The sequence below is a fragment of the Neorhizobium sp. BT27B genome, from assembly GCF_050455485.1.
Taxonomy (GTDB): Bacteria; Pseudomonadota; Alphaproteobacteria; order Rhizobiales; family Rhizobiaceae; genus Neorhizobium.
Genome location: NZ_JBCIYT010000016.1, coordinates 118,533 through 139,556 on the forward strand (window position 1 = coordinate 118,533; position 21,024 = coordinate 139,556).

22 protein-coding genes are annotated in these 21,024 nt (G+C 60.4%); 10 read left to right on the forward strand and 12 right to left on the reverse strand.

The genetic code is table 11. The features are described from left to right. Positions 1-16: 16 nt before the first annotated feature. The 3 genes from AAIH70_RS28200 to AAIH70_RS28210 are packed head-to-tail and all read right to left on the reverse strand — an operon-like array spanning position 17 to position 2,868. On the reverse strand, positions 17-643 hold the full coding sequence (locus AAIH70_RS28200) for a pyridoxamine 5'-phosphate oxidase family protein (RefSeq protein ID WP_132273564.1): 627 nt from the start codon (positions 641-643) through the stop codon (positions 17-19). Further along, on the reverse strand, positions 640-2,463 hold the full coding sequence (locus tag AAIH70_RS28205) for a monovalent cation:proton antiporter-2 (CPA2) family protein (protein ID WP_132273563.1): 1,824 nt from the start codon (positions 2,461-2,463) through the stop codon (positions 640-642). Before AAIH70_RS28205 ends, AAIH70_RS28200 begins: the two co-directional genes overlap by 4 nt. A 30-nt stretch (positions 2,464-2,493) precedes the next feature. After that, positions 2,494-2,868: a gamma-butyrobetaine hydroxylase-like domain-containing protein gene (locus AAIH70_RS28210; protein ID WP_132273809.1), complete on the reverse strand. Its 375-nt coding sequence runs from the start codon at positions 2,866-2,868 to the stop codon at positions 2,494-2,496. A 225-nt stretch (positions 2,869-3,093) separates the two neighbouring features. Between AAIH70_RS28210 and moaA the strand changes: the two genes are divergently transcribed. The 3 genes from moaA (at position 3,094) to AAIH70_RS28225 (ending at position 4,693) form a co-directional block, all read left to right on the forward strand. Next, positions 3,094-4,080 carry a GTP 3',8-cyclase MoaA gene (moaA, locus tag AAIH70_RS28215; protein ID WP_132273806.1) on the forward strand — a complete coding sequence of 329 codons (987 nt, stop codon included), beginning with the start codon at positions 3,094-3,096 and terminating at the stop codon, positions 4,078-4,080. A gap of 60 nt (positions 4,081-4,140) precedes the next feature. Next, positions 4,141-4,413, forward strand: a complete 273-nt coding sequence (locus AAIH70_RS28220; RefSeq protein ID WP_132273562.1) for a CopG family ribbon-helix-helix protein — start codon at positions 4,141-4,143, stop codon at positions 4,411-4,413. A 130-nt stretch (positions 4,414-4,543) separates the two neighbouring features. Beyond that, complete coding sequence (locus AAIH70_RS28225) at positions 4,544-4,693, forward strand: type II toxin-antitoxin system RelE/ParE family toxin (protein WP_245519153.1); 150 nt, start codon at positions 4,544-4,546, stop codon at positions 4,691-4,693. A 150-nt stretch (positions 4,694-4,843) separates the two neighbouring features. On the opposite strand, the gene AAIH70_RS28230 is transcribed toward AAIH70_RS28225, so the two are convergent. Beyond that, complete coding sequence (locus tag AAIH70_RS28230; protein WP_430037219.1) at positions 4,844-7,405, reverse strand: methyl-accepting chemotaxis protein; 2,562 nt, start codon at positions 7,403-7,405, stop codon at positions 4,844-4,846. Positions 7,406-7,703: 298 nt separating this feature from the next. Between AAIH70_RS28230 and AAIH70_RS28235 the strand changes: the two genes are divergently transcribed. Genes AAIH70_RS28235 through mobB form a run of 3 tightly spaced genes read left to right on the forward strand, consistent with a single transcriptional unit; the run spans position 7,704 to position 9,763 of the window. Next, a complete protein-coding gene (locus AAIH70_RS28235) occupies positions 7,704-8,609 on the forward strand; it encodes a DMT family transporter (protein ID WP_132273560.1) in 906 nt (301 codons plus the stop codon). Between the two features lie 12 nt (positions 8,610-8,621). After that, the gene (gene mobA / locus AAIH70_RS28240; RefSeq protein ID WP_132273559.1) at positions 8,622-9,251 is read left to right on the forward strand and encodes a molybdenum cofactor guanylyltransferase MobA; all 630 of its coding nucleotides are present in this window, start codon (positions 8,622-8,624) and stop codon (positions 9,249-9,251) included. Continuing rightward, positions 9,251-9,763 (forward strand): molybdopterin-guanine dinucleotide biosynthesis protein B, encoded by a 513-nt coding sequence (mobB, locus tag AAIH70_RS28245; RefSeq protein WP_430037222.1) that lies wholly within the window; start codon positions 9,251-9,253, stop codon positions 9,761-9,763. The genes mobA and mobB overlap by 1 nt, the downstream gene beginning before the upstream one ends. 15 nt (positions 9,764-9,778) lie before the next feature. Here mobB and AAIH70_RS28250 read toward each other — a convergent pair whose 3' ends face one another. Beyond that, positions 9,779-10,966, reverse strand: a complete 1,188-nt coding sequence (locus AAIH70_RS28250) for a vWA domain-containing protein (RefSeq protein WP_132273557.1) — start codon at positions 10,964-10,966, stop codon at positions 9,779-9,781. A gap of 333 nt (positions 10,967-11,299) precedes the next feature. Here AAIH70_RS28250 and AAIH70_RS28255 point away from each other — a divergent pair, with 333 nt between their 5' ends. After that, positions 11,300-13,384 carry a response regulator gene (locus AAIH70_RS28255; RefSeq protein WP_430037242.1) on the forward strand — a complete coding sequence of 695 codons (2,085 nt, stop codon included), beginning with the start codon at positions 11,300-11,302 and terminating at the stop codon, positions 13,382-13,384. 64 nt (positions 13,385-13,448) lie between these two features. Here the strand turns inward: AAIH70_RS28255 and AAIH70_RS28260 are convergent, their stop codons facing one another. Further along, complete coding sequence (locus tag AAIH70_RS28260) at positions 13,449-14,780, reverse strand: solute carrier family 23 protein (RefSeq protein ID WP_132273555.1); 1,332 nt, start codon at positions 14,778-14,780, stop codon at positions 13,449-13,451. A gap of 313 nt (positions 14,781-15,093) precedes the next feature. On the opposite strand from AAIH70_RS28260, the gene AAIH70_RS28265 reads away from it, so the two are divergent. Then, positions 15,094-15,567, forward strand: a complete 474-nt coding sequence (locus tag AAIH70_RS28265; RefSeq protein WP_132273554.1) for a VOC family protein — start codon at positions 15,094-15,096, stop codon at positions 15,565-15,567. On the opposite strand, the gene AAIH70_RS28270 is transcribed toward AAIH70_RS28265, so the two are convergent. The 4 genes from AAIH70_RS28270 to AAIH70_RS28285 all read right to left on the reverse strand — a co-directional run bounded on the left by AAIH70_RS28270 (position 15,564) and on the right by AAIH70_RS28285 (position 17,473). Next, positions 15,564-15,956, reverse strand: a complete 393-nt coding sequence (locus AAIH70_RS28270; protein WP_132273553.1) for a GFA family protein — start codon at positions 15,954-15,956, stop codon at positions 15,564-15,566. The two genes, AAIH70_RS28265 and AAIH70_RS28270, sit on opposite strands and share 4 nt — an antisense overlap. Positions 15,957-16,008: 52 nt before the next feature. Continuing rightward, a complete protein-coding gene (locus tag AAIH70_RS28275) occupies positions 16,009-16,752 on the reverse strand; it encodes an NYN domain-containing protein (RefSeq protein ID WP_132273552.1) in 744 nt (247 codons plus the stop codon). 195 nt (positions 16,753-16,947) lie between these two features. Further along, the gene (locus AAIH70_RS28280) at positions 16,948-17,175 is read right to left on the reverse strand and encodes a hypothetical protein (protein WP_132273551.1); all 228 of its coding nucleotides are present in this window, start codon (positions 17,173-17,175) and stop codon (positions 16,948-16,950) included. Positions 17,176-17,188: 13 nt separating this feature from the next. Continuing rightward, positions 17,189-17,473, reverse strand: a complete 285-nt coding sequence (locus AAIH70_RS28285; RefSeq protein ID WP_132273550.1) for an I78 family peptidase inhibitor — start codon at positions 17,471-17,473, stop codon at positions 17,189-17,191. A 126-nt stretch (positions 17,474-17,599) separates the two neighbouring features. On the opposite strand from AAIH70_RS28285, the gene AAIH70_RS28290 reads away from it, so the two are divergent. Further along, complete coding sequence (locus AAIH70_RS28290; RefSeq protein ID WP_165931997.1) at positions 17,600-18,661, forward strand: D-alanyl-D-alanine carboxypeptidase family protein; 1,062 nt, start codon at positions 17,600-17,602, stop codon at positions 18,659-18,661. A gap of 8 nt (positions 18,662-18,669) precedes the next feature. Here AAIH70_RS28290 and AAIH70_RS28295 read toward each other — a convergent pair whose 3' ends face one another. Further along, positions 18,670-19,308 carry an NAD-dependent dehydratase gene (locus tag AAIH70_RS28295; protein WP_132273548.1) on the reverse strand — a complete coding sequence of 213 codons (639 nt, stop codon included), beginning with the start codon at positions 19,306-19,308 and terminating at the stop codon, positions 18,670-18,672. Between the two features lie 310 nt (positions 19,309-19,618). Between AAIH70_RS28295 and AAIH70_RS28300 the strand changes: the two genes are divergently transcribed. Next, positions 19,619-20,218, forward strand: a complete 600-nt coding sequence (locus AAIH70_RS28300; protein ID WP_430037229.1) for an ankyrin repeat domain-containing protein — start codon at positions 19,619-19,621, stop codon at positions 20,216-20,218. Between the two features lie 20 nt (positions 20,219-20,238). On the opposite strand, the gene AAIH70_RS28305 is transcribed toward AAIH70_RS28300, so the two are convergent. Beyond that, positions 20,239-21,024, reverse strand: a 786-nt coding sequence (locus tag AAIH70_RS28305) for a hypothetical protein (RefSeq protein WP_430037232.1), incomplete at its 5' end; no start/stop codon positions are given.

The window sequence follows — 21,024 nt, forward strand, 5'->3', positions numbered from 1 at the left end:
ACCAGCCGGCCTTCCATCACCACATCGTGGCGGCAGCCCTTGCCGCCCATTCGCGGTCATAGGTTTCCTTGTCGAAATCCGCCTTGGCCGCTTTCAGCAACGTACCCGGCGTCGGCAGGTTCTTCGGATCGACGAACCGTTCCGGGTTCCACAATTCCGATCGCATCAGCGCCCGCGCGCACTGGAAATAAACCTCCTCGATCGTGACGACCGTCACGCTGCGCGGATGTTTGCCATCCATTTCAAAACTGTCGAGCAGCGACGGTTTCGCCGACACCACTGCGCGGCCGTTGACGCGCATCGTGGTGTTCGATCCGGGCACGAGAAACATCAGAGCTACCCTCGGATCGCGCACGATGTTTTCCAGCGAGTCGATACGGTTGTTGCCGCGCCAATCGGGCAGCGTCAGTGTGCGCTCGTTTTCGACGCGCACTACGCCACCGAGATCGCCGCGCGGCGAACAGTCCATGCCCTCAGGCCCGACAGTCGCCAGCGCCACGAAGGGCGAGGCCTCGATCATCTGCCGGTATTCAGCCGTCAGGTAATCGGTGACCTTGACCATCGATGCCGGGCTGCTCTCTCCGTAGATCTCGCGCAGCCCCTCGATCGAGGTAATGATTCCGTCCTGCGCACTCGCACTCATGTCGTCGCCTCTTTGACTGCTGCCTTTTCCGCTGCCTTGCGTTCGCGTTCTCGCGCCGTCTTGGCGGCGATGATATCGGCGGGCTGGGCATTGCCCTTGATCAGCGAACGGCCGGCATAAATGCCGCCGACCTGTTCCATGGCAAAACGCTCGCGGTCGATCTCGCGGAATTCCTCCACCATCTGAGCCACAAGCTCTTCCTCCTCGCCCAGCACCTGCATGACCTCGCCGGAAAAATCGAGTGCGGATTCGTAGGTTTCGCGGATCTGGTAATCGACGCCGGCCTTGAGCAGATCGATGGCGTGGCCGCGGTCATAGGCGCGCGCCAGAACCGGCACCAAGGGATATTCTTCCTTGACGATTTCGGCGATCTTGATGGCGGCTTCCCTGTCATCGATACAGATGAGGATCGCCTTGGCGGTGGCCGCACCCGCGGCATGCAGGATTTCCGGCCGCGAGCCGTCGCCGTAATAGACCTTGAACCCAAAATCGCCCGCATCGCGCACGAATTCGGCATCCTTGTCGATCATCGACAAAGTATAGCCGCGCGCCAGCAGAGGCTGGCTGACAATCTGGCCGAAACGGCCGAAACCGATGATCAGCACGGTGTTCTCGATGTTTTCCGGCTCGGTGAGACCGCTTGTGTCAACGGTCGGCTTGGGCGCCAGACGCACGTAGATCGCCACCACCAGCGGCGTCACCGCCATGGAGATCACGACGGTCGCCGTCAGCACTGCATTGGTATCGGCATCGAGAATGCCGACGGAGGCAGCCGCGGCATAAAGCACGAAGGCGAACTCGCCGCCCTGCGCCATCAGGATCGCACGTCCCAGGCTTTCCGCATGCGGCGCCCTCAAAAGCCGCGCCACGCCATAGATGATCACGCCCTTGACGATCATGTAGGCGATCACGGCAAGAACCACATGGCTCCAGTTGGCAAAGATCACCGCCAGATCGACGGCCATGCCGACGCCCAGGAAAAACAGGCCGAGCAGGATGCCACGGAACGGCTCGATATCCGCTTCCAGCTGATGGCGGAACGAGGATTCCGACAGAAGCACGCCGGCCAGAAACGCGCCCATGGCCATGGAAAGACCTGCAAAATCCATCAGCAATGCCGACCCGAGCACCACCAGCAGGGCGGCCGCCGTCATCACTTCGCGGGCGCCGGACTGGGCGAGCAGACGGAAGAACGGGTTGAGCAGGTAACGCCCGGCGATCACCAGCGCGGCGAGCGCGGCAAAACCGATGCCCAGCGATTGCAGCCGCTCGACAAACGACACCGTCTCGCCCTGCGGCGCCAGAAGCGCCACGATGGCCAGCAGAGGCACGATGGCCAGATCCTCGAACAGCAGGATCGAAACGATCCGCTGCCCCTTGGGCGTATGCAGGTGATTGCGCTCCTGCAGCATCTGCATCACGATCGCCGTCGAGGTCAAAACGAAGCCGGTACCGGCAACGAAGGCGACCGGCGCCGATTGCCCGAAGGCAAGGCCCACTGCCATCAACGCTGCGATACAGACGAGAACCTGCAAAGCCCCCAGTCCAAAAATGTCCTTGCGCATGTTCCACAGCCGCGACGGCTGCATTTCAAGGCCGATGATGAACAGGAACATCACCACGCCGAGTTCGGCGATATGCAGTATGGCCTGCGGATCCGATACCAGTTTCAGCCCGAATGGGCCGATGACCAGACCGGCAGCGAGATAGCCGAGAACGGAACCCAGGCCCAGCCGCTTGAACAGCGGCGCGGCAATGACGCCCGCCCCCAGCAGTGCCACGACCTGGACCAGTTCTCCCGCATTCGATTCTGCCGCCACTCTGTTACCCCTCTGTTTCGTTTCGATCTGTTATCGTGCTTTTATGACAGGCTCGCGGCTCAGCCCCTTGGCTGACAGCTCACCCTCGTATTCCCTGAATTTATCGTCGCCCTCGAGGCCCAGCTCACGCAAATATCGCCAGGTAAAGATACCGCTGTCATGGCCGTCGTCGAAGGCGATGCGCACCGCGTAATTGCCGGTGGCCACCACATTGCGGATGCCGACCAGGCGTTTGCCCGGCACCGTCACCTTCTGGCCGGGGCCATGCCCCTGCACTTCGGCCGAGGGAGACAGAACGCGCAGCATTTCCGCCGGCAGCGCAAAGCTTGCGCCATCGTCGAAGGTTACCGTCAGCACGAGCTTGTCCTGCGATACCTTGATCTCGGTCGGCCAACTATCTGTGATGGGGTCGGTCATCTCTGCTCTTCCAATTTTGTCCGCTCACGATTATGGATTTCGTCAATTCGCTGCAAGTGCGTTGACGGCAGCAAGACGATCCAAAGTCGCAGACCATATGCATGCTTGACGTCGATCAGGACAATCACCAGATTTGACGTACAGGAGTAGAACGACGTGAATTCTTTCGTGACCCCACCGCTTGTCGCCGCCCCGGCCGCCAGCATCGCTCCGATGATCGACAAGTTCGGTCGTGCGGTCACCTATTTGCGCGTATCCGTCACCGACCGCTGCGATTTCCGCTGCACCTATTGCATGGCGGAAAACATGACGTTTCTGCCGAAGAAGGATTTGCTGACACTCGAAGAGCTGGACCGTCTCTGTTCGGCATTCGTCGCCAAGGGCGTGCGCAAACTGCGGTTGACCGGCGGCGAACCGCTGGTGCGCAAGAACATCATGCATCTGGTGCGCTCGATTGGCCGCCATATCGAAACCGGCCATCTCGACGAGCTGACGCTCACCACCAATGGCTCGCAGCTCGCCCGCTTCGCGCAGGAACTCCACGATGCCGGCGTGCGCCGCATCAACGTCTCGCTCGATACGCTCGATCCGCAAAAGTTCAAGGAAATCACCCGCTGGGGTGACTTTTCCAGGGTCATGGAAGGTATCGATGCCGCCCAGAAGGCCGGGTTGAAGATCAAGCTTAATGCGGTGGCTTTGAAAGGTTTCAACGAAGACGAAATCCCCGAGATGATGCGTTTTGCGCATGGTCGCGGCATGGATCTGACCGTCATCGAAACCATGCCGATGGGCGAGATCGAGGAAGACCGCACCGACCGTTACCTGCCGCTCTCGGTGTTGCGCGAAAACCTCGAGAAGCAATTCACCTTCAAGGATATCCCGTTCAAGACAGGCGGCCCTGCCCGTTATGTCGAAGTGATGGAAACCGGCGGCCGCATGGGTTTCATCACACCGATGACCCATAATTTCTGCGAGGGCTGCAACCGCGTCCGCCTCACCTGCACCGGCACGCTTTACATGTGCCTCGGCCAGAACGACGCCGCCGACCTGCGCGAAGTCTTGCGCGAAAGTGACGACCCGACGCATCTGGCCGCGGCAATTGACGAGGCGATCGCCCGCAAGCCGAAGGGCCATGACTTCATCATCGACCGGAATAACCGGCCGGCGGTGTCACGGCATATGAGCGTGACGGGCGGCTGAGGCTGGTGGATTTGTGCTGTCCATTTTGTTAGGCTGCAAGCCTTACGCGGCAGGATTATCATGCGCACATCACTCCAAATCGACGATGAGCTTGGCGAAAGGCTCGACAAGCTTTCGAAAGTCCGCAACCAATCAACCGATGGCATGATCGGCGATGCCATCTGGCAATATGTCGAGCGCGAAGAATACCGAGAAGGTTTTCGTCAGGAGGCCCATGCCGCTTGGGCCGACTATCAGGAGAGCGGACTTCACCTCACCGGACAAGAAGTTCAGGACTGGCTTGAGAGTTGGGGCACAGACCAGGAAAAGGGTCCTCCGGAGTGCCACAGGTAATTGTCACTCGCGGTGCGTTGACCGGGCTTGAGCGATGCCGGCGTTTTCTGGATAAGGCCGGCGACGGTCTTCCGCCGAGGCCAAGCGTGCAATCTCCCGCCACTTTTCTTTACTATCGCAGACGCCGCATATCGGTCGCCCATTTTCAGACAACGAACCTCTGAGAGAGTTGCTGATTCCCTTCGGTAGTAGTGGTTATGTCGCCTTGTATCGGTTCGAGCCGGCGGACAATACCGGTTATATTCTGGCGTTTCGCTATCAGCGTGAGGCCGGATATTGATCGCATCGTGAGTTCGGCTAATCGGTGAACTCTGGAACGTTCGAAAGCGGTGGTAACTCGAACACCTCCGTCTTCGCAACTCCGGCACCATCGAGCCGACAAAAAATATGGCCGAAACATCGTCCCGGCCATTTATAAAGCTATCGGATATTACGCCACCTCACGCCCCCAGCCCGGCCGGCGATCGTAATCGCCCAGTTCCACCTGCATCTGCGGATCGCGTGTCTTGAAATGCTCGATCTTCTCCGACAGCATTTCAACACGGCGGCGCAGACCATGGATCTCAGCGTTGTTTTCTTCGACCATCGCGGCGTTGCGCTGGGTGATCAGCTCCACTTCCTGCACCGCATGCGTCACTTCGCGGATGCCGGTGGATTGTTCGCCGGTCGCTGCCGAAATGTCGGAGACGAGTTTGCGCACCTCGCCGACATGGGTGATGATCGATGATAGCGCCTGTCCGGTCTCTTCGACCAGATGCACGCCGCTCTTCACCTGCGTCGCACTGGCCGAAATCAGATCCTTGATCTCGCGGGCAGCACCGGCACACCGTTGCGCCAGTTCACGCACTTCCTGCGCCACGACGGCAAAACCACGCCCAGCCTCGCCTGCCCGCGCGGCTTCCACACCGGCATTGAGGGCGAGAAGGTTGGTCTGGAAGGCGATTTCGTCGATCACGCCGATAATGGTGGCAATCTTGGCTGACGACTTGCTGATCTCGCCCATGGCACCGACGGCCCGTTCAACCACCTGACCGGAGCGTACCGCGAACTCTTCCGTCTCGCTGACGGAGGCAGAGGTGCGCTTGGCATTTTCGGCCGTCGACACGACGATCTCGCTGAGGTGCCGCAGCGCCCGCGAACTCTGCTCCAGAGCCGCCGCCTGCTGTTCGGTGCGGCGGGCCAGATCATCGGCGGAGCTTGCCAGATTGCCGGTGCCGCCTTCGATCTCGTCGGCGGTGCTGCGCACATCGGCAAGCGTCGTGCGCAGAGCCTCGACGGCCTGATTGTAGGTGCGGGCCATCTCGACAAAGTCTTCCGCCAGATCCTCGGCCATGCCCTCTTCCAGATCGCCTTCCGCGAGCTTTCCGAGCACGTGCGACAGGGCGTTGAGCGCGCGGCGCTGCTCCGATGCCACGTGGGCACGCTCGGCATTGCGACGCTCGGACTCTTCGGCCGAAAGCTCACGGGCAGATGCCGCTTCCTGCTCCAGCCGCACGTTTTCGACAGCGGCATCACGGAACACGGTAACGGAACGCACCATGTCACCAATCTCGTCGCCACGCTCGCGGCCTTCGATCGACACATCGAGGTCGCCATTGGCAAGACGCTTCATCACATCGTTGACGCGGCGCAGAGGACCACGCAGCGTCTCGACCAGCATCAGGCCGCCTGCAATCGCCAGCACGGTGCCGACAACCATCGCGATGACGGACAGCGTCGCAGAACGTTCGCTGTCCTGCTTGCCGGTTTCCTGCGCCTGCGCCACAAAAGCCTTCAGACCGGCCATGCCGTTGACAAGCGTCTGCGCGGCCTCGGCCTTCTGTTTCTGCCAGTCGGCCGTGATGTCCATCAGCTTGACCGAGGATTTATCGAGTGCCGTAAGCTGCGCCTCGGTCTTTCCGGCAAACTCGGCCAATGTGACATTGGTGGCCGACAGTTCCGAAACGCGTGTGCTTGCCTTGCGCAGGGTCGTCATGCCGCCCAGAACCGCCTTGCGGCTGTCCTCGGTGGCGGTCATGCGCAGGCGCTCGACGAGAAGCTGCAATTCATCGATCCGCCGCAGCGATTCCTCGCTCTGGGTCAGCAGTTCACGCTGCGCCACCACGTCGGCCTCGAGGCCGACGAATCGTTCGGCTGCCGTCACCGCCTTGGTGGTGGCGAGGTTGGAGAGGTCGCCCTGGATGCGCATGAAGGCACTGGTGCCGACGCGGGCTGCCTGTCCCTTTTCTGCGATCGGCGCATCGCTCGCCAGAACCTTGTCGAGATTGGCGGCGGCCTCCCGTGCCGGTGCAAAACCCTTCTGGGCCCGCTCGGGCACAAGGCCGATGACCTTGTCGAATTCGGCATTCAGTGTGGCGAGATAGAGTTTTGCCGTATTGACGGCGGCATCATCGCTTTCGGCGCGGCGCATGGCTTCGCGCAGATCACCGATGCGGCCGGAGACGGCGTTATAGGCAAAAGCTTCCAGCAGCAGACCCTTGGCAAATTTTTCCTTGCCTTCCATCTGCTTGCGCAGCGTGCCCACCTGCCCCTGCACGCCGGTGCCGAGAGCACGAACCTTGGACATGCCGAGATCCATCTCGCGGCCGTTCTGGTCGCGCCGGCCCTTGACGGCCCACAGCGCATCCGCATGCGCCCGCATGGCCGCCGCCAGGCCGATCACCGGGGCGATACGTTCCCGGTCACCGTCGGAGACCAGCAGGCCCTGCAATGCGCCAACACCCTTTTCCTGGGCATCGATATCAGCCTTCAAGGCCGCCAGCGTCTTGTCGCCGGGCGCATTGGAAAAATCCTGCAGACTGGTCTGAAGGCGCTCGAAGTCGCCGATATTTTCGATCGTCGCGCGTGTGACGGTCATATGGCCGTTCAGCGTCGTCGAGGTGTAATAGCCCGCCAGCCCGACGCCGGCGATCAGCAGCACCAGTGGCACGACGAACAGAAGAACTTTGGTGACGATCCTGCGGCTCTGCAAAAGCCGGTCGATAAAGGACATGCGGTTCCCCCCGCGAATGTGCCCGTACACCAGCCTCCCATCGGCGACGCACAGCCATTATTTTCGCCTCATGCGAAATTCTAGCAACACTCGGAAAATTGGATTGAGCAACCGTTAACAATGCACGGAAAAGCTTCATTTTCCGGCGGCAGATCGTCGCCACCTGACGATCGGCAGACCAGCCGTTTCCATTTCGCCAAAACCACTTTAAGGAGAGCCGGCCTTCACGCCATCGCTGCGGCCACCGATTCTCAGTTCAGGCCGATGATGCGTGATTCGGCGTGGGGGAGTGGGACGGATGGTACGATCGGCGAATTCCAGGGGCGCGCTTTTCATGGTGCTCGCCATGGCGGTGTTCATCTGCAACGATGCGCTGGTCAAAGCCGTCTCCTCGCAGGCAACGGTCGCACAGATCATGTTCGTGCGCGGCGCCATGACGTTGATCCTCGTTTTCCTGATCGCCCGCCATCTCGGCGCACTTCCGACCCGCCGCATGCTGACCGACAGGATCATGCTTTTGCGCGTTTTCTTCGAGATCGGCGCAACGCTCACCTATCTCACCGCGCTCAGCCGCATCCCCTTCGCCAATGCCTCCTCCATCCTGCAATCGCTGCCGCTTGCCGTGACGCTGGGAGCGGCGCTGTTCCTCGGCGAAAAGGTCGGCTGGCGCCGCTGGTCGGCCATCGCCGTCGGCTTTATCGGCGTGCTGATCATCCTCAAACCCGGCCCTGCCGGTTTTGTGCCCGACGCCCTGTTCGCCGTTGCCGCCGTGTTTTTCACCGCCGGTCGCGACCTCGCCACCAAACGTGTCGATCCGTCCATTCCCTCCATTTCCGTCAGCATGTTCACTACCACCGTCATCACCGTGCTGGGCGGACTGCTGATCGTGCCGATGGGTGGCTGGCAGCCGCTTGATGGCGGTGCATTCGGTCTTCTCGCACTGGCATCGCTGCTTGTCTTAGCCGGCTACCAATCGATCATCCTTGCCATGCGCACCGGCGAAATCTCCTTCGTTGCGCCCTTCCGTTACACCGCACTGGTCTGGGCGCTCGGCATCGGCTTCCTGTTTTTCGGTGAAATCCCGGATGCGTGGATGTTCCTCGGCATCGCCCTTGTCATCGGCTCCGGTCTTTACACCTTCTACCGTGAAAGCCGCCGCCGGCAGGTAACGGCCGGCGAAACCGATCCGGCACCACCGGCATGATGAGACGCCGTCATGACCATTGAAACACCACGTCCCGAAAACATCGCAGGCCTCATTCTCGCGGGCGGCCGTTCCAGCCGCATGGGTTGTGACAAGACGGCGATGGCGCTATCGGGGCGACCGATGATCGCCCATGTCGCCGATCGCCTGATGCCGCAGGTCGCAGCGCTTGCCGTAAACGCCCTTCCCGATTTCGCGCAGCACCAGAACCTGCCGGTCGTGGCCGATACGCTCGAAAATCATCAGGGGCCGCTTGCCGGCATTCTTGCAGGCCTTCGCCATTTTTCCGCAAAGGGCATCCATACACATATGGCAAGCGCTGCCGGCGATGGTCCATTCCTGCCGCGCGACCTCGTCGCCCGCCTCGTCGCCGCCTGCCCCAATGGTGAGACGATCGCCATCGCAGCGTCCGAAGGCCATATGCATCCGGTCTATGCGCTCTGGCCGCTTGGCCTCGCCGACGATCTCGAACAGTGGCTGAAGGATCCCGGCAATCGCCGCGTCAAGGCGTTTCTGGCCCGCCACCCGAATGTCACGGTTTCTTTCGAACCGGAGGACACGCCGGCAGGCTCGCGCGATCCGTTTTTCAACGTCAATACGCCTGAGGATTTTACTCTGGCGCAAACATTTCTGGAGCAGTGATGACCCAGCGCATTTTTGGCATTTCCGGCTGGAAAAATTCCGGCAAGACCGGGCTTGCCGTCCGCCTCGTTGCAGAATTCACCCGCCGCGGTTACCGCATCTCGACGATCAAGCACGCGCATCATGATTTCGATATCGACAAGGTCGGCGCCGACAGCTTTCGCCATCGCGAGGCCGGCGCGCATGAGGTCACAATCGTGTCGGGCACGCGCTTTGCCATCATGCACGAATTGCGGGGAGAACCGGAACCGAGCTTTGAAGACATTCTCGCCCGCATCGCGCCCTGTGATCTCGTTCTGATCGAAGGCTACAAACGCGAGCCGGTGCCGAAGATCGAGGCACGCCGTCTGGAATCCGCCAATCGCGAGCCGCTTGCCCCGAACGACCCGCATATCGTCGCCATTGCCGCCGACCATGCCGTCGAGGGCAGTACGATCCCGGTTTTCGATCTCGACGATACGAATATGATCGCTGACTTCATCGCGGAGAAAGTAGGCCTGCTGGCGAAATGACTGGCAGGCCAGCAATCAGTTTGTCAGTCGGCTCGGCTGGGCTGTCACCTTTGCGGCGATGTCGGCAAAAGCAGCAACGAGCGCATCCACCGAATTCGACTCATAATAATTCGCCTCGGTGGTGGCGCAATATTTCAAGAGATCCTGACCTTTCGACGGCGCCATGAAGGCCACGGTATAGATCTTGATACCGGCCGTCTTGGCAGCTGCGCATTTCAGGCGGACGTTGTTGTCGATGGTCGAATCCCACAATGCGCTGTTACCGGTCATTTCGCCATCGGTCATGAGGACGATCGCGCGGTCTACCGGATCGTTACCATTTTTCCTCTGCTCCACGCTTTCCGTATCGGTTTTACCGGTGTTGACCTTGATGTTGCTGGTTGCCGTATCCAGCGAGTTGGTCGCATCCGTACCGCCAACCGGTGTTGCGATGGCGTTCACCTGACTGCGGGATTTGGTCGTTCCCCATGCCATGGCAGACTGCCCGACCATGCCGTTGGCATAGGTTATGACGCCGGTGCGGATGAATTTCGGCGTTGGGTCAACCTTGTCGAGCCCGTCAAACATCGCCGTTGCCGCTTCTTTCACAGCGTCCATTTTCGTCAGGTAGAAGGTCGTATAACTTAGGCAGATGTTGAGGATCTGCAGTGTGCATTTGGTTCGCTGCGTCGTGGTTGGCTGCACCATCGAACCGGACGTATCCAGCAGCACTTCCATCGAGAGCCCCTGCGGGCCGCCGTAACCGCTCACTGTCTTGCTGGCTGCCGCAACATTGACCTGCTGCCCGAAAATCAGCCGGGTCAGAGGGTTCAAGGGCACCGGCAGCCGCGAATTGACCGCCACAGTGAAGGATTTCCCCGAAGACCCTTGCGCCGTCGTGGTGATGGATACCGTCGTGGCCGCCTTGATCGCGGTGACCGTGGCTGCATCCGCCGTGCCGGAAAAACGTCCCGCCACGAAATTCTTGCCGTAATCAGAGCCGGTCGTGCCGTCGATCTTTTTATCCGCCAGACGTGACGACACCGCCAGCGCCGCCGCATCGGTGGCGTCCTGCAACTGCGCCTTCGAAAGCACCATGCTGGTGGCATCGATGGCCATGCCGGCCACACCAAGAAGGACAGGCATGATCAGCGCCGTCATGACGCTGAAATTGCCATCCCGGCCCAATACGAGAGCGCGGATTTTCTGTCGGACATGTCGCATGCTGAAGACACTCGCAGGTGAAGAACACCGCTATCATTTCAGCAATCGCTTAATTAGTGATAACTTCATCAATTAGAAATGAACAATATATGAATTTTGCAACACTCCACACCATCCGCGCGCGCAACACCACGCGGCGGCACGGCCAGCGTGTCGGGCGCAGTTATTCCGGTAAATTTTCGCCGAAAATCAGCACTACGGCGCCCCTGCGCATGCAACCCGCTTCCCTCTTCAAGCGTATATGCTAATCAAAACGCCTGCTCGAAAGGTTGCCCTGTGAATCCAGACATTGCATCGCTCTCTCGCGAAGAGCTTCAAGACGAAGTGGTCCGCCTGAGGGCATTGCAGGCCAGTCAGAACACCATCGCCGAAACAGAACTGGCAGGCAGCGAATCCCGCCGCCGCGCCGTGTTCGAGGCCATCGACGACGGTTTCTGCATCATCGAATTCATCGACGGTCCGCATGGTCCCTTGAGCGATTACGTCCATATCGAATCCAATTCCGGCTATGAACGCCAGACCGGCATTGCCGATATCATCGGCAAGCGGCTGCGCGAGATCGAGCCGGACAATGCCGACGTCTGGCTGGATATCTATGGCGGCGTGCTGAAGACCGGCAATGTCGTGCGTTTCGAGCAGGAATTCGTGTCGATCGGCCGTTTTATCGAGGTCTCGGCAACCCGCGTCGAACCGGCCAGCCTGCGGCAGGTCTCGGTCCTGTTTCGCGATATCACCGAACGGAAGAATGCCGAAAAGGCCCTGCGCGAAAGCGAAACCCGCGCCCGTGATGCCGTACAGCGTGTTCAGCTTGCGCTCGAAGCCGGCGCCATTATCGGCACATGGTTCTGGGATGTGCCGAACAACAAGTTCACCGTCGACGAAGCCTTTGCCATCGCCTTCGGCATCGATCCGGCGCTCGGGCGTGTCGGGCTGAGCCTGCAACAGGTGGTCGAAACCGTGCACCCGGATGACCAGGCGGGACTTGCCGCCGCCATGCGCGAAGCTCTGTCGCGCGGCGGCGCCTATGCGCATCAGTACCGCACCCGCCGACAGGACGGAAAATATTACTGGCTGGAAGCCAACGGCCGCGTCGATCTTTCGCCGGACGGCAAGCCGCTCAGCTTTCCCGGCGTGTTGCTCGACATCGAGAACCGCCGTGCCGTCGAGGCCGAACGCGACCGGGCGCTTGCCGCCCTGCGCACGCTCAATGATACGCTGGAGCAGCGCGTCGAAGAACGCACCACCGCCTTGCTAGCGGCCGAGGAAGCGCTGCGTCAGGCCCAGAAGATGGAGGCCGTCGGCCAGCTTACCGGCGGTCTTGCGCACGACTTCAACAACATTCTCGCCGGCATCAGCGGCAGCCTAGAGCTGATGAAAACACGGCTTGCGCAGGGCCGCATCGGCGATATCGACCGATATCTCACCGGCGCGCAGTCGGCCGTAAAACGCGCCGCCGCCCTCACCCAGCGCCTGCTGGCATTCTCGCGCCGCCAGACGCTCGATCCGAAACCGTCGGACGTCAACCGCGTCGTTGCCGGCATGCAGGATCTGATTGCCCGCAGCGTCGGCCCGGGCGTCGCCATCGAAACGGTGGCAGCCGGCGGGCTGTGGACCGCCTTCGTCGATGCCGGGCAGCTGGAAAATGCGCTTCTCAACCTGTGCATCAACGCCCGCGATGCCATGCCGCAAGGCGGAAAACTGACGATCGAGACCGGCAATCGGTGGCTCGACGAACGGGCCGCCGCCCAGCGCGGCCTGCCGCAGGGCCAGTATATTTCGCTCTGCGTCAGCGATACCGGCACCGGCATGCCGGCAGATATCATCGAGCGCGCCTTTGATCCGTTCTTCACCACCAAACCCATTGGCCAGGGCACCGGGCTTGGCCTCTCCATGGTCTATGGTTTTGCCGGTCAGTCGGGTGGTGCCGCGCGCATCTATTCGGAACTCGGCAAGGGTACGATGATCTGCATCTACCTGCCGCGCCACACCGTCGATGGCGATTTCGAGGACATGCCGGTCGAGGATGCACCAGTGCCGGTCGCCAGCGGCCAGAACCTCATCCTCGTGGTGGATGACGAGCCGCTGGTGCGCATGGTGGCGGTCGAGATTTTGCAGGATCTCGGTTATTCGGTTCTGGAAGCCGAAGACGGCCCAACGGCACTGAAAATCCTCAACACCCGACCCGACATCGACCTGCTGATCACCGATGTCGGCATGCCGAACGGCATGAACGGCCGCCAGCTGGCCGATGCCGCGCGCGTCGAACGCCCGGACCTCAATGTGCTGTTCGTCACCGGTTATGCCGAAAACGCCGTCCTCAACCACGGCCATCTGGAGCGCGGCATGCAGGTCATGACCAAACCGTTCGTGGCCGATGCGCTCGGTCGCCGGGTGAAGGAACTGATCGGCGGGGAATGACGCCTTCCAGAAAAGAATAAGGGCCGGACAAGCCGGCCCCTACCGATCTTAACGCTTCGAAATATCAGACGTTGTCGGCATCCTTGCGCGGGCTTGCCCAGCCGAGCGCGTGGTAAAGCACGATCGCACCGATCGTCGCCGTGCCGATACCATCGAGCGTGAAGCCACCGACATCGAGCTTGAAATTGCCGGCGCCCAGAACCAGTGCCACACCGACGGTGATCAGGTTGCGCGGCTCGGAAAAATCGACCTTGTTTTCCACCCAGATACGGCCGGCCGTGGCAGCGATAAGACCAAACACGACGATCGACAGACCGCCGAGAACCGGACCCGGAATGGTCTGGATCAGTGCGCCGAATTTTGGCGAGAAGCCGAGCAGGATGGCAACGAAGGCCGAGACGAGGAAGACCAGCGTCGAGAAGATGCGGGTCACGGCCATGACGCCCATGTTTTCCGCGTATGTGGTCATGCCGGTGCCACCGAAGGCGCCGGAAAACATCGTGGCGACGCCGTCACCGATGAAGGCGCGACCCAGATAAGGATCGAGATTGCGGCCGGTCATGGCGCCGATCGCCTTGATATGCCCGAGGTTTTCAGCAACCAGGATGACGACGACCGGGGCAATCAGGGTGATTGCCGAGGCGTGGAAGACCGGTGCGGTGAAGGTCGGCAGGCCGAACCATGCGGCAGCGGAAACACCGGAAAAATCGATCGGCGTGCCGTAACCCATGCCGTTGGCCAGCACGAGATAGAGCAGATAGGCAAAGGCGCCACCGATCAGGATCGGCAGGCGGCGCGTCAGGCCCGGCGCATAGACGGCGACAAGGCCAACAGCGGTGACGGTGGCGATGGCCACCCAGCGCGACAGCTGGCTGCCATCGGGCGAGGCCGCGCCGGTGCCGGATGCACTGGCAATGGCGATCGGCGCGAGCACAAGGCCGATGGCGGCAACGATCGCACCGGTCAGAACCGGCGGCATCAGCATTTCGATCCAGCGGTGACCGGCCATCATCACGATGATGCCGATCATCGTGTAAAGCGCACCGGCGGCGATGATGCCGCCCAGCGCCACCGCGATATTCGGATTGGGGGCGCCGGCTGCGGCAGCGGTTGCCACCAGAACCGGGCCGATGAAGGCGAAGGACGAACCGAGATAGCTCGGCACACGGCCGCCGACGGCGATAAAGAAGATCAGCGTCGCGATACCGGAAAACAGGATCGAGACGTTCGGGTCAAACCCCATGATCATCGGCGCAAGAACGGTCGAGCCGAACATTGCCACCACATGCTGAAAACCCAGCACCACTGTCTGGCCTGCCGGCAGACGTTCGTCGGGCAGGATGCGCCCTTCCGTCTTCAGCCGCCACCGCGGAAAATAACCACCCGTCTCGCTCATGTTTCGCCCCATCTCTTGGTTTCGCCAGACGACCGGGCATGCGTTTTGACGGCGCACCTGTTTTGCATTTCGGTCGGAGGCGTTGATCTTTTTAAAACTGCGCTTCGCGGATAGGCGACCGGCATCAGTCGTCGGTGGCGTCTATCGGCTCGCAAAAACCTTGGTTAATCCGAACTTGCCGCACTGTCATCGGGCCTTTCCGGCTTTCCCACAGCCGAAAAGTCTAATGTGCTCCATTTGCACTGGCGAAATGCCGCATGCTCCTTACCTCCATTACAGAGGATAATTTCAGCGATGACAGGGAGGACCGGTCATGGAAAAGAACACCATCTGCCTCTGGTACGAAAAGGACGCGGAAGATGCGGCCCGTTTCTACGCCGACACCTTTCCGAACAGCAGCGTCGGCAAGGCAACGCGGGCACCGGGCGACTATCCGGACGGAAACGAAGGCGATGTACTTGTCGTGGAATTCACCGTGCTTGGCATCCCTTGCATCGGGCTCAATGGCGGCCCGCATTTCAAGCAGTCGGAAGCATTCTCCTTCCAGATCGCCACCGAGGATCAGGCCGAAACCGACCGCTACTGGAACGCCATCGTCGGCAATGGCGGGCAGACCAGCGACTGCGGCTGGTGCAAGGACAAATGGGGCGTGTCATGGCAGATCACCCCGCGCATCCTGATGGAAACACTGACCCAAGGCGGCGCACCGGCCAAACGTGCCTTTGACGCGATGATGACGATGAAAAAGATCGATGTTGCGGCAATAGAAGCGGCCGTGCGGGGTTAATCCTCGCTGCGGCCTTCTCCCTCACGATTGCGCTCATACCGCCTTTTGACCGGAAAATCCGGCAGCCAGCTTTCGCGGCGAACGGTCCATAATTCATAGGTCGGCTCAAACCGGTCGATCTCGTCCAGCGCACCAAGATTGACCTCCACCTCGTCCTCACTGCGCCCGAAAACCTGCGAACCGCAATGCGGGCAAAAATGCCGGCCACGATAGTCACGTGTCTCGCCCTGCACTGTCACCGCCGCCTCGGGAAAGATCGCCGAGGCATGAAACAGCGCGCCATGGGTCTTGCGGCAATCGAAGCAATGACAGATCCCGACGCGATAGGGATTGCCGGTCGCAACGAGCCTGACATTGCCGCAGCGGCAGCCACCGGTGATCTCGGACATCGTGCTTCTCCCTGCTCAAGCAATTGCCAGCGGACAAAACAGACCGCCCTGTTCAGGCAATGACTTTCTGTGGCAAAGGTTGCCTGATGCGAATTCTCAAAGGTCTTCCATCAGCCTGTTCCAAATCGAAGGCATTGGTCTGACGCACGAGATCGCTCAGTTTTTTGGCGCCATAGGTTCGCGGATCGAAATCGGAGGTCAAGTTCGACAGTTGTGCGCCCACCGGTCCCAGATGCACCCAACCGTCCTCGCTCTCCAGTTGGGCGATCGCTTTCTTGATCAGCGCCGTCGCAGTTTTCGGCGGCTTTAGCGGCGTTACGGCCAGAACAGTTGCCGCCTCGTTCGTCGCCACCGGCGGCAACAAATTCTCAGTGTAGATAAACCGAAGACATGCCTGCCGAAAACTCTCCGGTGTCTTCTGCTCCCCGAAACCGAAGACATCGACACCGTGTTCGCGAATGCGCGCCGCCAGCCGGGTGAAATCGCTGTCGGACGAGACGAGGCAGAACCCGTCGAACCGGCCGCTGTGCAACAAGTCCATGGCATCGATGACGAGCGCGATATCGCAGGCGTTCTTGCCGGTCGTATAGGCAAAATTCTGCTGCGGAATGATCGCGAATTTTGCCAGAACGTCGGTCCATGACTTTGTCTGGGGCGCGGAAAAGTCGCCATAGATGCGCCGGACGCTCGCCTCGCCGATCTTGGCGATCTCCTCGAATAATCCACTGGCGATCCTGGCCGACGCATTATCTGCGTCGATCAGCACGGCAAGGCGGCGCGGGCGTTTTTCCGACATGCGAGAGGGCTCCCCTTTCCCAAAGCAAATGGCAGGTCGAGCATCTCCCGGCGGAAGGTGTTTTACAACCTATCCGGATCATAATTCTGCGCGCACGCTTAACGACATGTGGCCTGCGACGGTTCAGCCGAACATCCCGGCAATGCTCCGGTGCGACCTCGCCACCGGCAACGGCTGGGCCGTCCATCCCTCACATCACAAAGGGCCGATCCAGCTGGCCAGCCAGAAATCCATCTGTCCGAATGGCAGGACATGCGCGAAAAGCCCCACCAATGCGGAGCCAGCCGCCATCAGGACCACCCCACAACCGGCCCCCAAAGCCACGCCGGCGGGAGTGCTTTTCGGCTGGCGTGCAACCCAGCAGGCCACGACAATCGCGATGATGTTGAAGGTAATGAACGCTATGGCCTGCGTGACCCCCATGTCGCAGACGCCCTCACCCGCAGCTTGCCTGCGTCACCCGGCCGGTTGCAGGATCCGTCTCGATCGTCACCCGGTCCTGCCGAAAATCGCGCGTGACCATGTCGCCCGGCCCGATCTGCCGCACGTTTGTCGCGCCCGTCAGCCTTTTCGCCTGCGCATCGCTGGGTTTTTTCTTGCCGATCAGCTTTTGCGCCGCCTGCGCGTTGCATATTTTTGGCTTGGCCGGTGCAGCACCTGCCGTAACGGGAACCAACGTTGCGGCAAGCAGCAACGACAACAGACTTGCGGATATTTTCATAGCGATATTCCTAACCTATTCTAAACCACAAATTTATCCATAACTTTGCCGACAATGCGGCCGGCGTCAGACCGTTGCCAGTCGCTGATATTTTCCCTAGGACAGGTCTCCTGTCGGAGACTGCGCATGATCAAGAATTTTCATCCCGGACGCTCGCTGAAAACCCTTCTGGCGGTGGCCACCCTTCTGTCCTCAACGGCAGCCAATGCCACGCCCGTGCTGGTCGTCGATACCGCCAGCCACGAAGTGCTCTATCAGGAAGATGCCGGTGCGCCATGGTATCCGGCCTCCACCACCAAGCTGATGACGGCGCTGATCACCTTCCAAGCGCTACGCGCCGGTGACGTGCGTCTCGACACGCCGGTCATGATCACCCGCAACGCGGCAAAACAGGCCTTTCTCGAATCCGGCCTCACCTTCGGCCGTACCATGCCATTGGAAGACGCGCTTTACGCCACCATCGTCGCCTCCGCCAATGATGTCGCCGTGGCACTGGCCGAAAAGGTCGGCGCTGATCTGCCCGCCTTCATCCGCCGCATGAATGCGGAAGCGGCCCGCCTCGGCATGACCGGCACGCATTTCGCCAGCCCCAACGGTCTGTTCGACAAGGACAATTACACCACCGCCCGCGACCTCGCGATTCTCGCCATGGAGATCAACCGCGTTTTCCCGGAATACCGCCGCTTCTTCCAGGCAACGGCGGTCAGCATTGATGGCAAGGAGATCAAGGCCAACAATCTGCTGCTCACCCGCTATCCCGGCACGGTCGGCATGAAGACCGGTTTTCTCTGTGCCTCCGGCCGCAACTATGTCGGCCTTGCCGAGCGCAATGGCCGTAGCGTCATGGTCGTCATGATGGGCGCCACCACCGAACGCGAGCGCAACGAGCGCGCCGCCCAATATCTCACGCAGGCCTTTGAAAACCGCTTGCCCACCGGCACCGGCCGGGTCGAGACCATCGTCAACCGCACGGACCTGTCGGCACCCGACATGCGCGTCAAACTGTGCACCGGCGCAAGTGTCGCTTATGAGGCCGAGCGCAACGCCATGTACCCGATGGGCCTGCCCGGCCACGAAAGCTTTTTGCAGGGCGAATTGCCGAGCCTCGTGCACACGATCAACACATGGGCCACGGAAAATGTCGCGGACGTGCCGCTGCCAAGACCGCGCCCGCCGGAATTCCAGTAAAGCGGACGTTATACCTGTCCGGTCAGTTCTTCTGACGGCACGATGCGAATGCCGGGCTTTGCTGCAAGAGCGCAATCCAGCAGTGATTGCGCGATCACCGGCGCCGGATTGATGCGCCAACGCTTCGGCAGCACCGGCGCGGCGATTTTCAGAACCGCTTCGGCGATGCCTTCACCACGACGGCGTTCCGCCCGCTCGCCGCCGATCAGGCCGGGGCGCACAAAAGCCAGCGATCGAAAGCCGATCGCTGCCAGATCCTGTTCGAGCCTGCCCTTCACCCGATTGTAGAAAAAACGCGAATTCGCATCGGCACCGATCGCCGAATTGAGCACGTAAACCTGCGCGCCGCGCTTGTGCATCAGGCGGGCCACGGTCAGCGGATAGTCATGATCGACCCGTTCGAATGCCGCCTGCGACCCCGCCACCTTGATCGTCGTGCCGAGCGTGCAGATCACCGCACCGCCCTGCCAGAAAGGCTCGTCTCCGGTCATCCCGCTGAAATCACATATGGGTGCCTCGAGCTTGGCATGGGCTGCCAGGGCTTTGCGGCCGGGCGCCACCACATGCGTGACGCGCGGATCGGCGAGAGCCAGCTTCAGCACATGGCTGCCGACAAGCCCGCTTGCCCCCACCAGCAGAAGTTTCATGATATCCCCCCGATCCATCGCCAAAGCCCTATCGAAGCAACGTTACCACCAGCCACCGCATTTTGGCATCATGCTTTCCCGTATTTGTCTGAAGGCATACCGGTGTTCGCGGGCAGATCGGCTCGCCTCGGTCATTGCCGCTTGCAACGCCTGCGACCATGCGCTTTCATCCGCACATATTCGTAGACGCGAACCGAATGCCCCTAAGATCATGATGAAAACGATGCGATCAAAAAGACCGGACTTGAAAACATCGCTTCATGTCCTGATCTTCGCTGCCCTGACATTGTCGATGATGAAGGAGCCTGCCATGTCGGACACGAAGGATGCGGCACTCATGGATGCTGCGCGCCACGGCGACACGCAGTCTGTCACCACGCTGATCGGCGAAGGCGCCGGCATCGACAGCCGCAACGCCCATGGACAGACCGCCCTCCTCATCGCCACCCATGCCAACCAGATCGAGGCGGCAAGGCTGCTCATCGAGGCCGGCGCCGACGTCAACGCCAGGGACGAGATAGAGGACAGTCCCTATCTCTATGCAGGCGCACGCGGCCATCTCGAAATCCTGAAACTGACATTGTCGCATGGCGCCGATCTCAAGAGCACCAACCGTTACGGCGGTACGGCGCTCATTCCCGCCTCCGAACGCGGCCATGTGGAAACGGTCCGAACGCTGATCGAGGCGGGCGTGGACGTGAACCACGTCAACAAGCTCGGCTGGACCGCACTTCTGGAGGCGATCATTCTCAGCGACGGCGGCCTGCGCCATCAGCAGATCGTCAAACTGCTGCTGGATGCCGGCGCAAGGCAAAACCTTGCCGACAAGGATGGCGTGACGCCGATGCAGCACGCGAAGGCGCGCGGATATGGGGAAATGGTGGCATTGCTGGAGGCGGCGAGACGTTAGGGCTGCTGTCGTTAATCACGCTAAAACCAGTAGTCAGGCTTCTGGTTCAGATTCCGGGCGCTCATCTGAGCTTCGGCAGCATCGTTCCATTTTCTGCTTCCCGAGAAAAGCCGCACGGATCGCGCCGATACAGGCCAGTCCCTGTCACGCAATTTATCGAGATCGAGCGCCGTGCGAGAGACAGCGAATTCCTCTATATCACCCTGCATATCCAGCCCCGACAATTCCGTCAGGTTTTTGCAGTTGAATAGCGCAAGTCGTTGCAGTTTCGCTCCGGTCAAATCTAGATGCCTGAGTTTAATTTGGTCTTCGACCCGAAGTGCAGCTAGCGCCGGCATACGAGACAGATCGCCCAGTGTCTCAACGCCTTGCACACGGAGAATTTGTAAAATTTCGAGCGTTTCGCTCATCAGGTCGTTAATGTCCGAACGACCACCAAGGATCAGTGTCAGATCCTTGAGCGACGTCATGCCATTGAGAAAATCAAGCCGGTTTTTCTTTGCGTAGGCACCTAAGCTCAGTTTTCTGAGTTGCTGCAACCCCACCAATACATCGATATTCTTCGAGTGGCCGTTAACGAAAAGACTTTGCAGTGACTTACATTCGGCCAGCGGCGAAAGGTCGAAATTCCGCTTGCGGTTTTCAATGAGGCCAAGCTTCTCCAATTGACCAAGCCTCAGTGTTTTTAAAAAGTCAGGCCGATCTAATTCGAAGACACCGAAGTTCAAAGGTAACCGCCCGGTTGTTACCGCGGAGATTTTGCTTTGATGCGAGCAACAAGCTCTTTGTCGTCGACAAATCCGTCG

What these genes read in the sequence shown, in the direction of transcription:
- AAIH70_RS28200 (WP_132273564.1), bottom strand. Translation starts at nt 643, where the DNA reads ATGAGTGCGAGTGCGCAGGACGGAATCATTACCTCGATCGAGGGGCTG.
- moaA (WP_132273806.1), top strand. Translation starts at nt 3,094, where the DNA reads ATGATCGACAAGTTCGGTCGTGCGGTCACCTATTTGCGCGTATCCGTC.
- AAIH70_RS28220 (WP_132273562.1), top strand. Translation starts at nt 4,141, where the DNA reads ATGCGCACATCACTCCAAATCGACGATGAGCTTGGCGAAAGGCTCGAC.
- AAIH70_RS28230 (WP_430037219.1), bottom strand. Translation starts at nt 7,405, where the DNA reads ATGTCCTTTATCGACCGGCTTTTGCAGAGCCGCAGGATCGTCACCAAA.
- AAIH70_RS28235 (WP_132273560.1), top strand. Translation starts at nt 7,704, where the DNA reads ATGGTACGATCGGCGAATTCCAGGGGCGCGCTTTTCATGGTGCTCGCC.
- mobA (WP_132273559.1), top strand. Translation starts at nt 8,622, where the DNA reads ATGACCATTGAAACACCACGTCCCGAAAACATCGCAGGCCTCATTCTC.
- mobB (WP_430037222.1), top strand. Translation starts at nt 9,251, where the DNA reads ATGACCCAGCGCATTTTTGGCATTTCCGGCTGGAAAAATTCCGGCAAG.
- AAIH70_RS28250 (WP_132273557.1), bottom strand. Translation starts at nt 10,966, where the DNA reads ATGCGACATGTCCGACAGAAAATCCGCGCTCTCGTATTGGGCCGGGAT.
- AAIH70_RS28260 (WP_132273555.1), bottom strand. Translation starts at nt 14,780, where the DNA reads ATGAGCGAGACGGGTGGTTATTTTCCGCGGTGGCGGCTGAAGACGGAA.
- AAIH70_RS28265 (WP_132273554.1), top strand. Translation starts at nt 15,094, where the DNA reads ATGGAAAAGAACACCATCTGCCTCTGGTACGAAAAGGACGCGGAAGAT.
- AAIH70_RS28270 (WP_132273553.1), bottom strand. Translation starts at nt 15,956, where the DNA reads ATGTCCGAGATCACCGGTGGCTGCCGCTGCGGCAATGTCAGGCTCGTT.
- AAIH70_RS28275 (WP_132273552.1), bottom strand. Translation starts at nt 16,752, where the DNA reads ATGTCGGAAAAACGCCCGCGCCGCCTTGCCGTGCTGATCGACGCAGAT.
- AAIH70_RS28280 (WP_132273551.1), bottom strand. Translation starts at nt 17,175, where the DNA reads ATGGGGGTCACGCAGGCCATAGCGTTCATTACCTTCAACATCATCGCG.
- AAIH70_RS28285 (WP_132273550.1), bottom strand. Translation starts at nt 17,473, where the DNA reads ATGAAAATATCCGCAAGTCTGTTGTCGTTGCTGCTTGCCGCAACGTTG.
- AAIH70_RS28290 (WP_165931997.1), top strand. Translation starts at nt 17,600, where the DNA reads ATGATCAAGAATTTTCATCCCGGACGCTCGCTGAAAACCCTTCTGGCG.
- AAIH70_RS28295 (WP_132273548.1), bottom strand. Translation starts at nt 19,308, where the DNA reads ATGAAACTTCTGCTGGTGGGGGCAAGCGGGCTTGTCGGCAGCCATGTG.
- AAIH70_RS28300 (WP_430037229.1), top strand. Translation starts at nt 19,619, where the DNA reads ATGTCGGACACGAAGGATGCGGCACTCATGGATGCTGCGCGCCACGGC.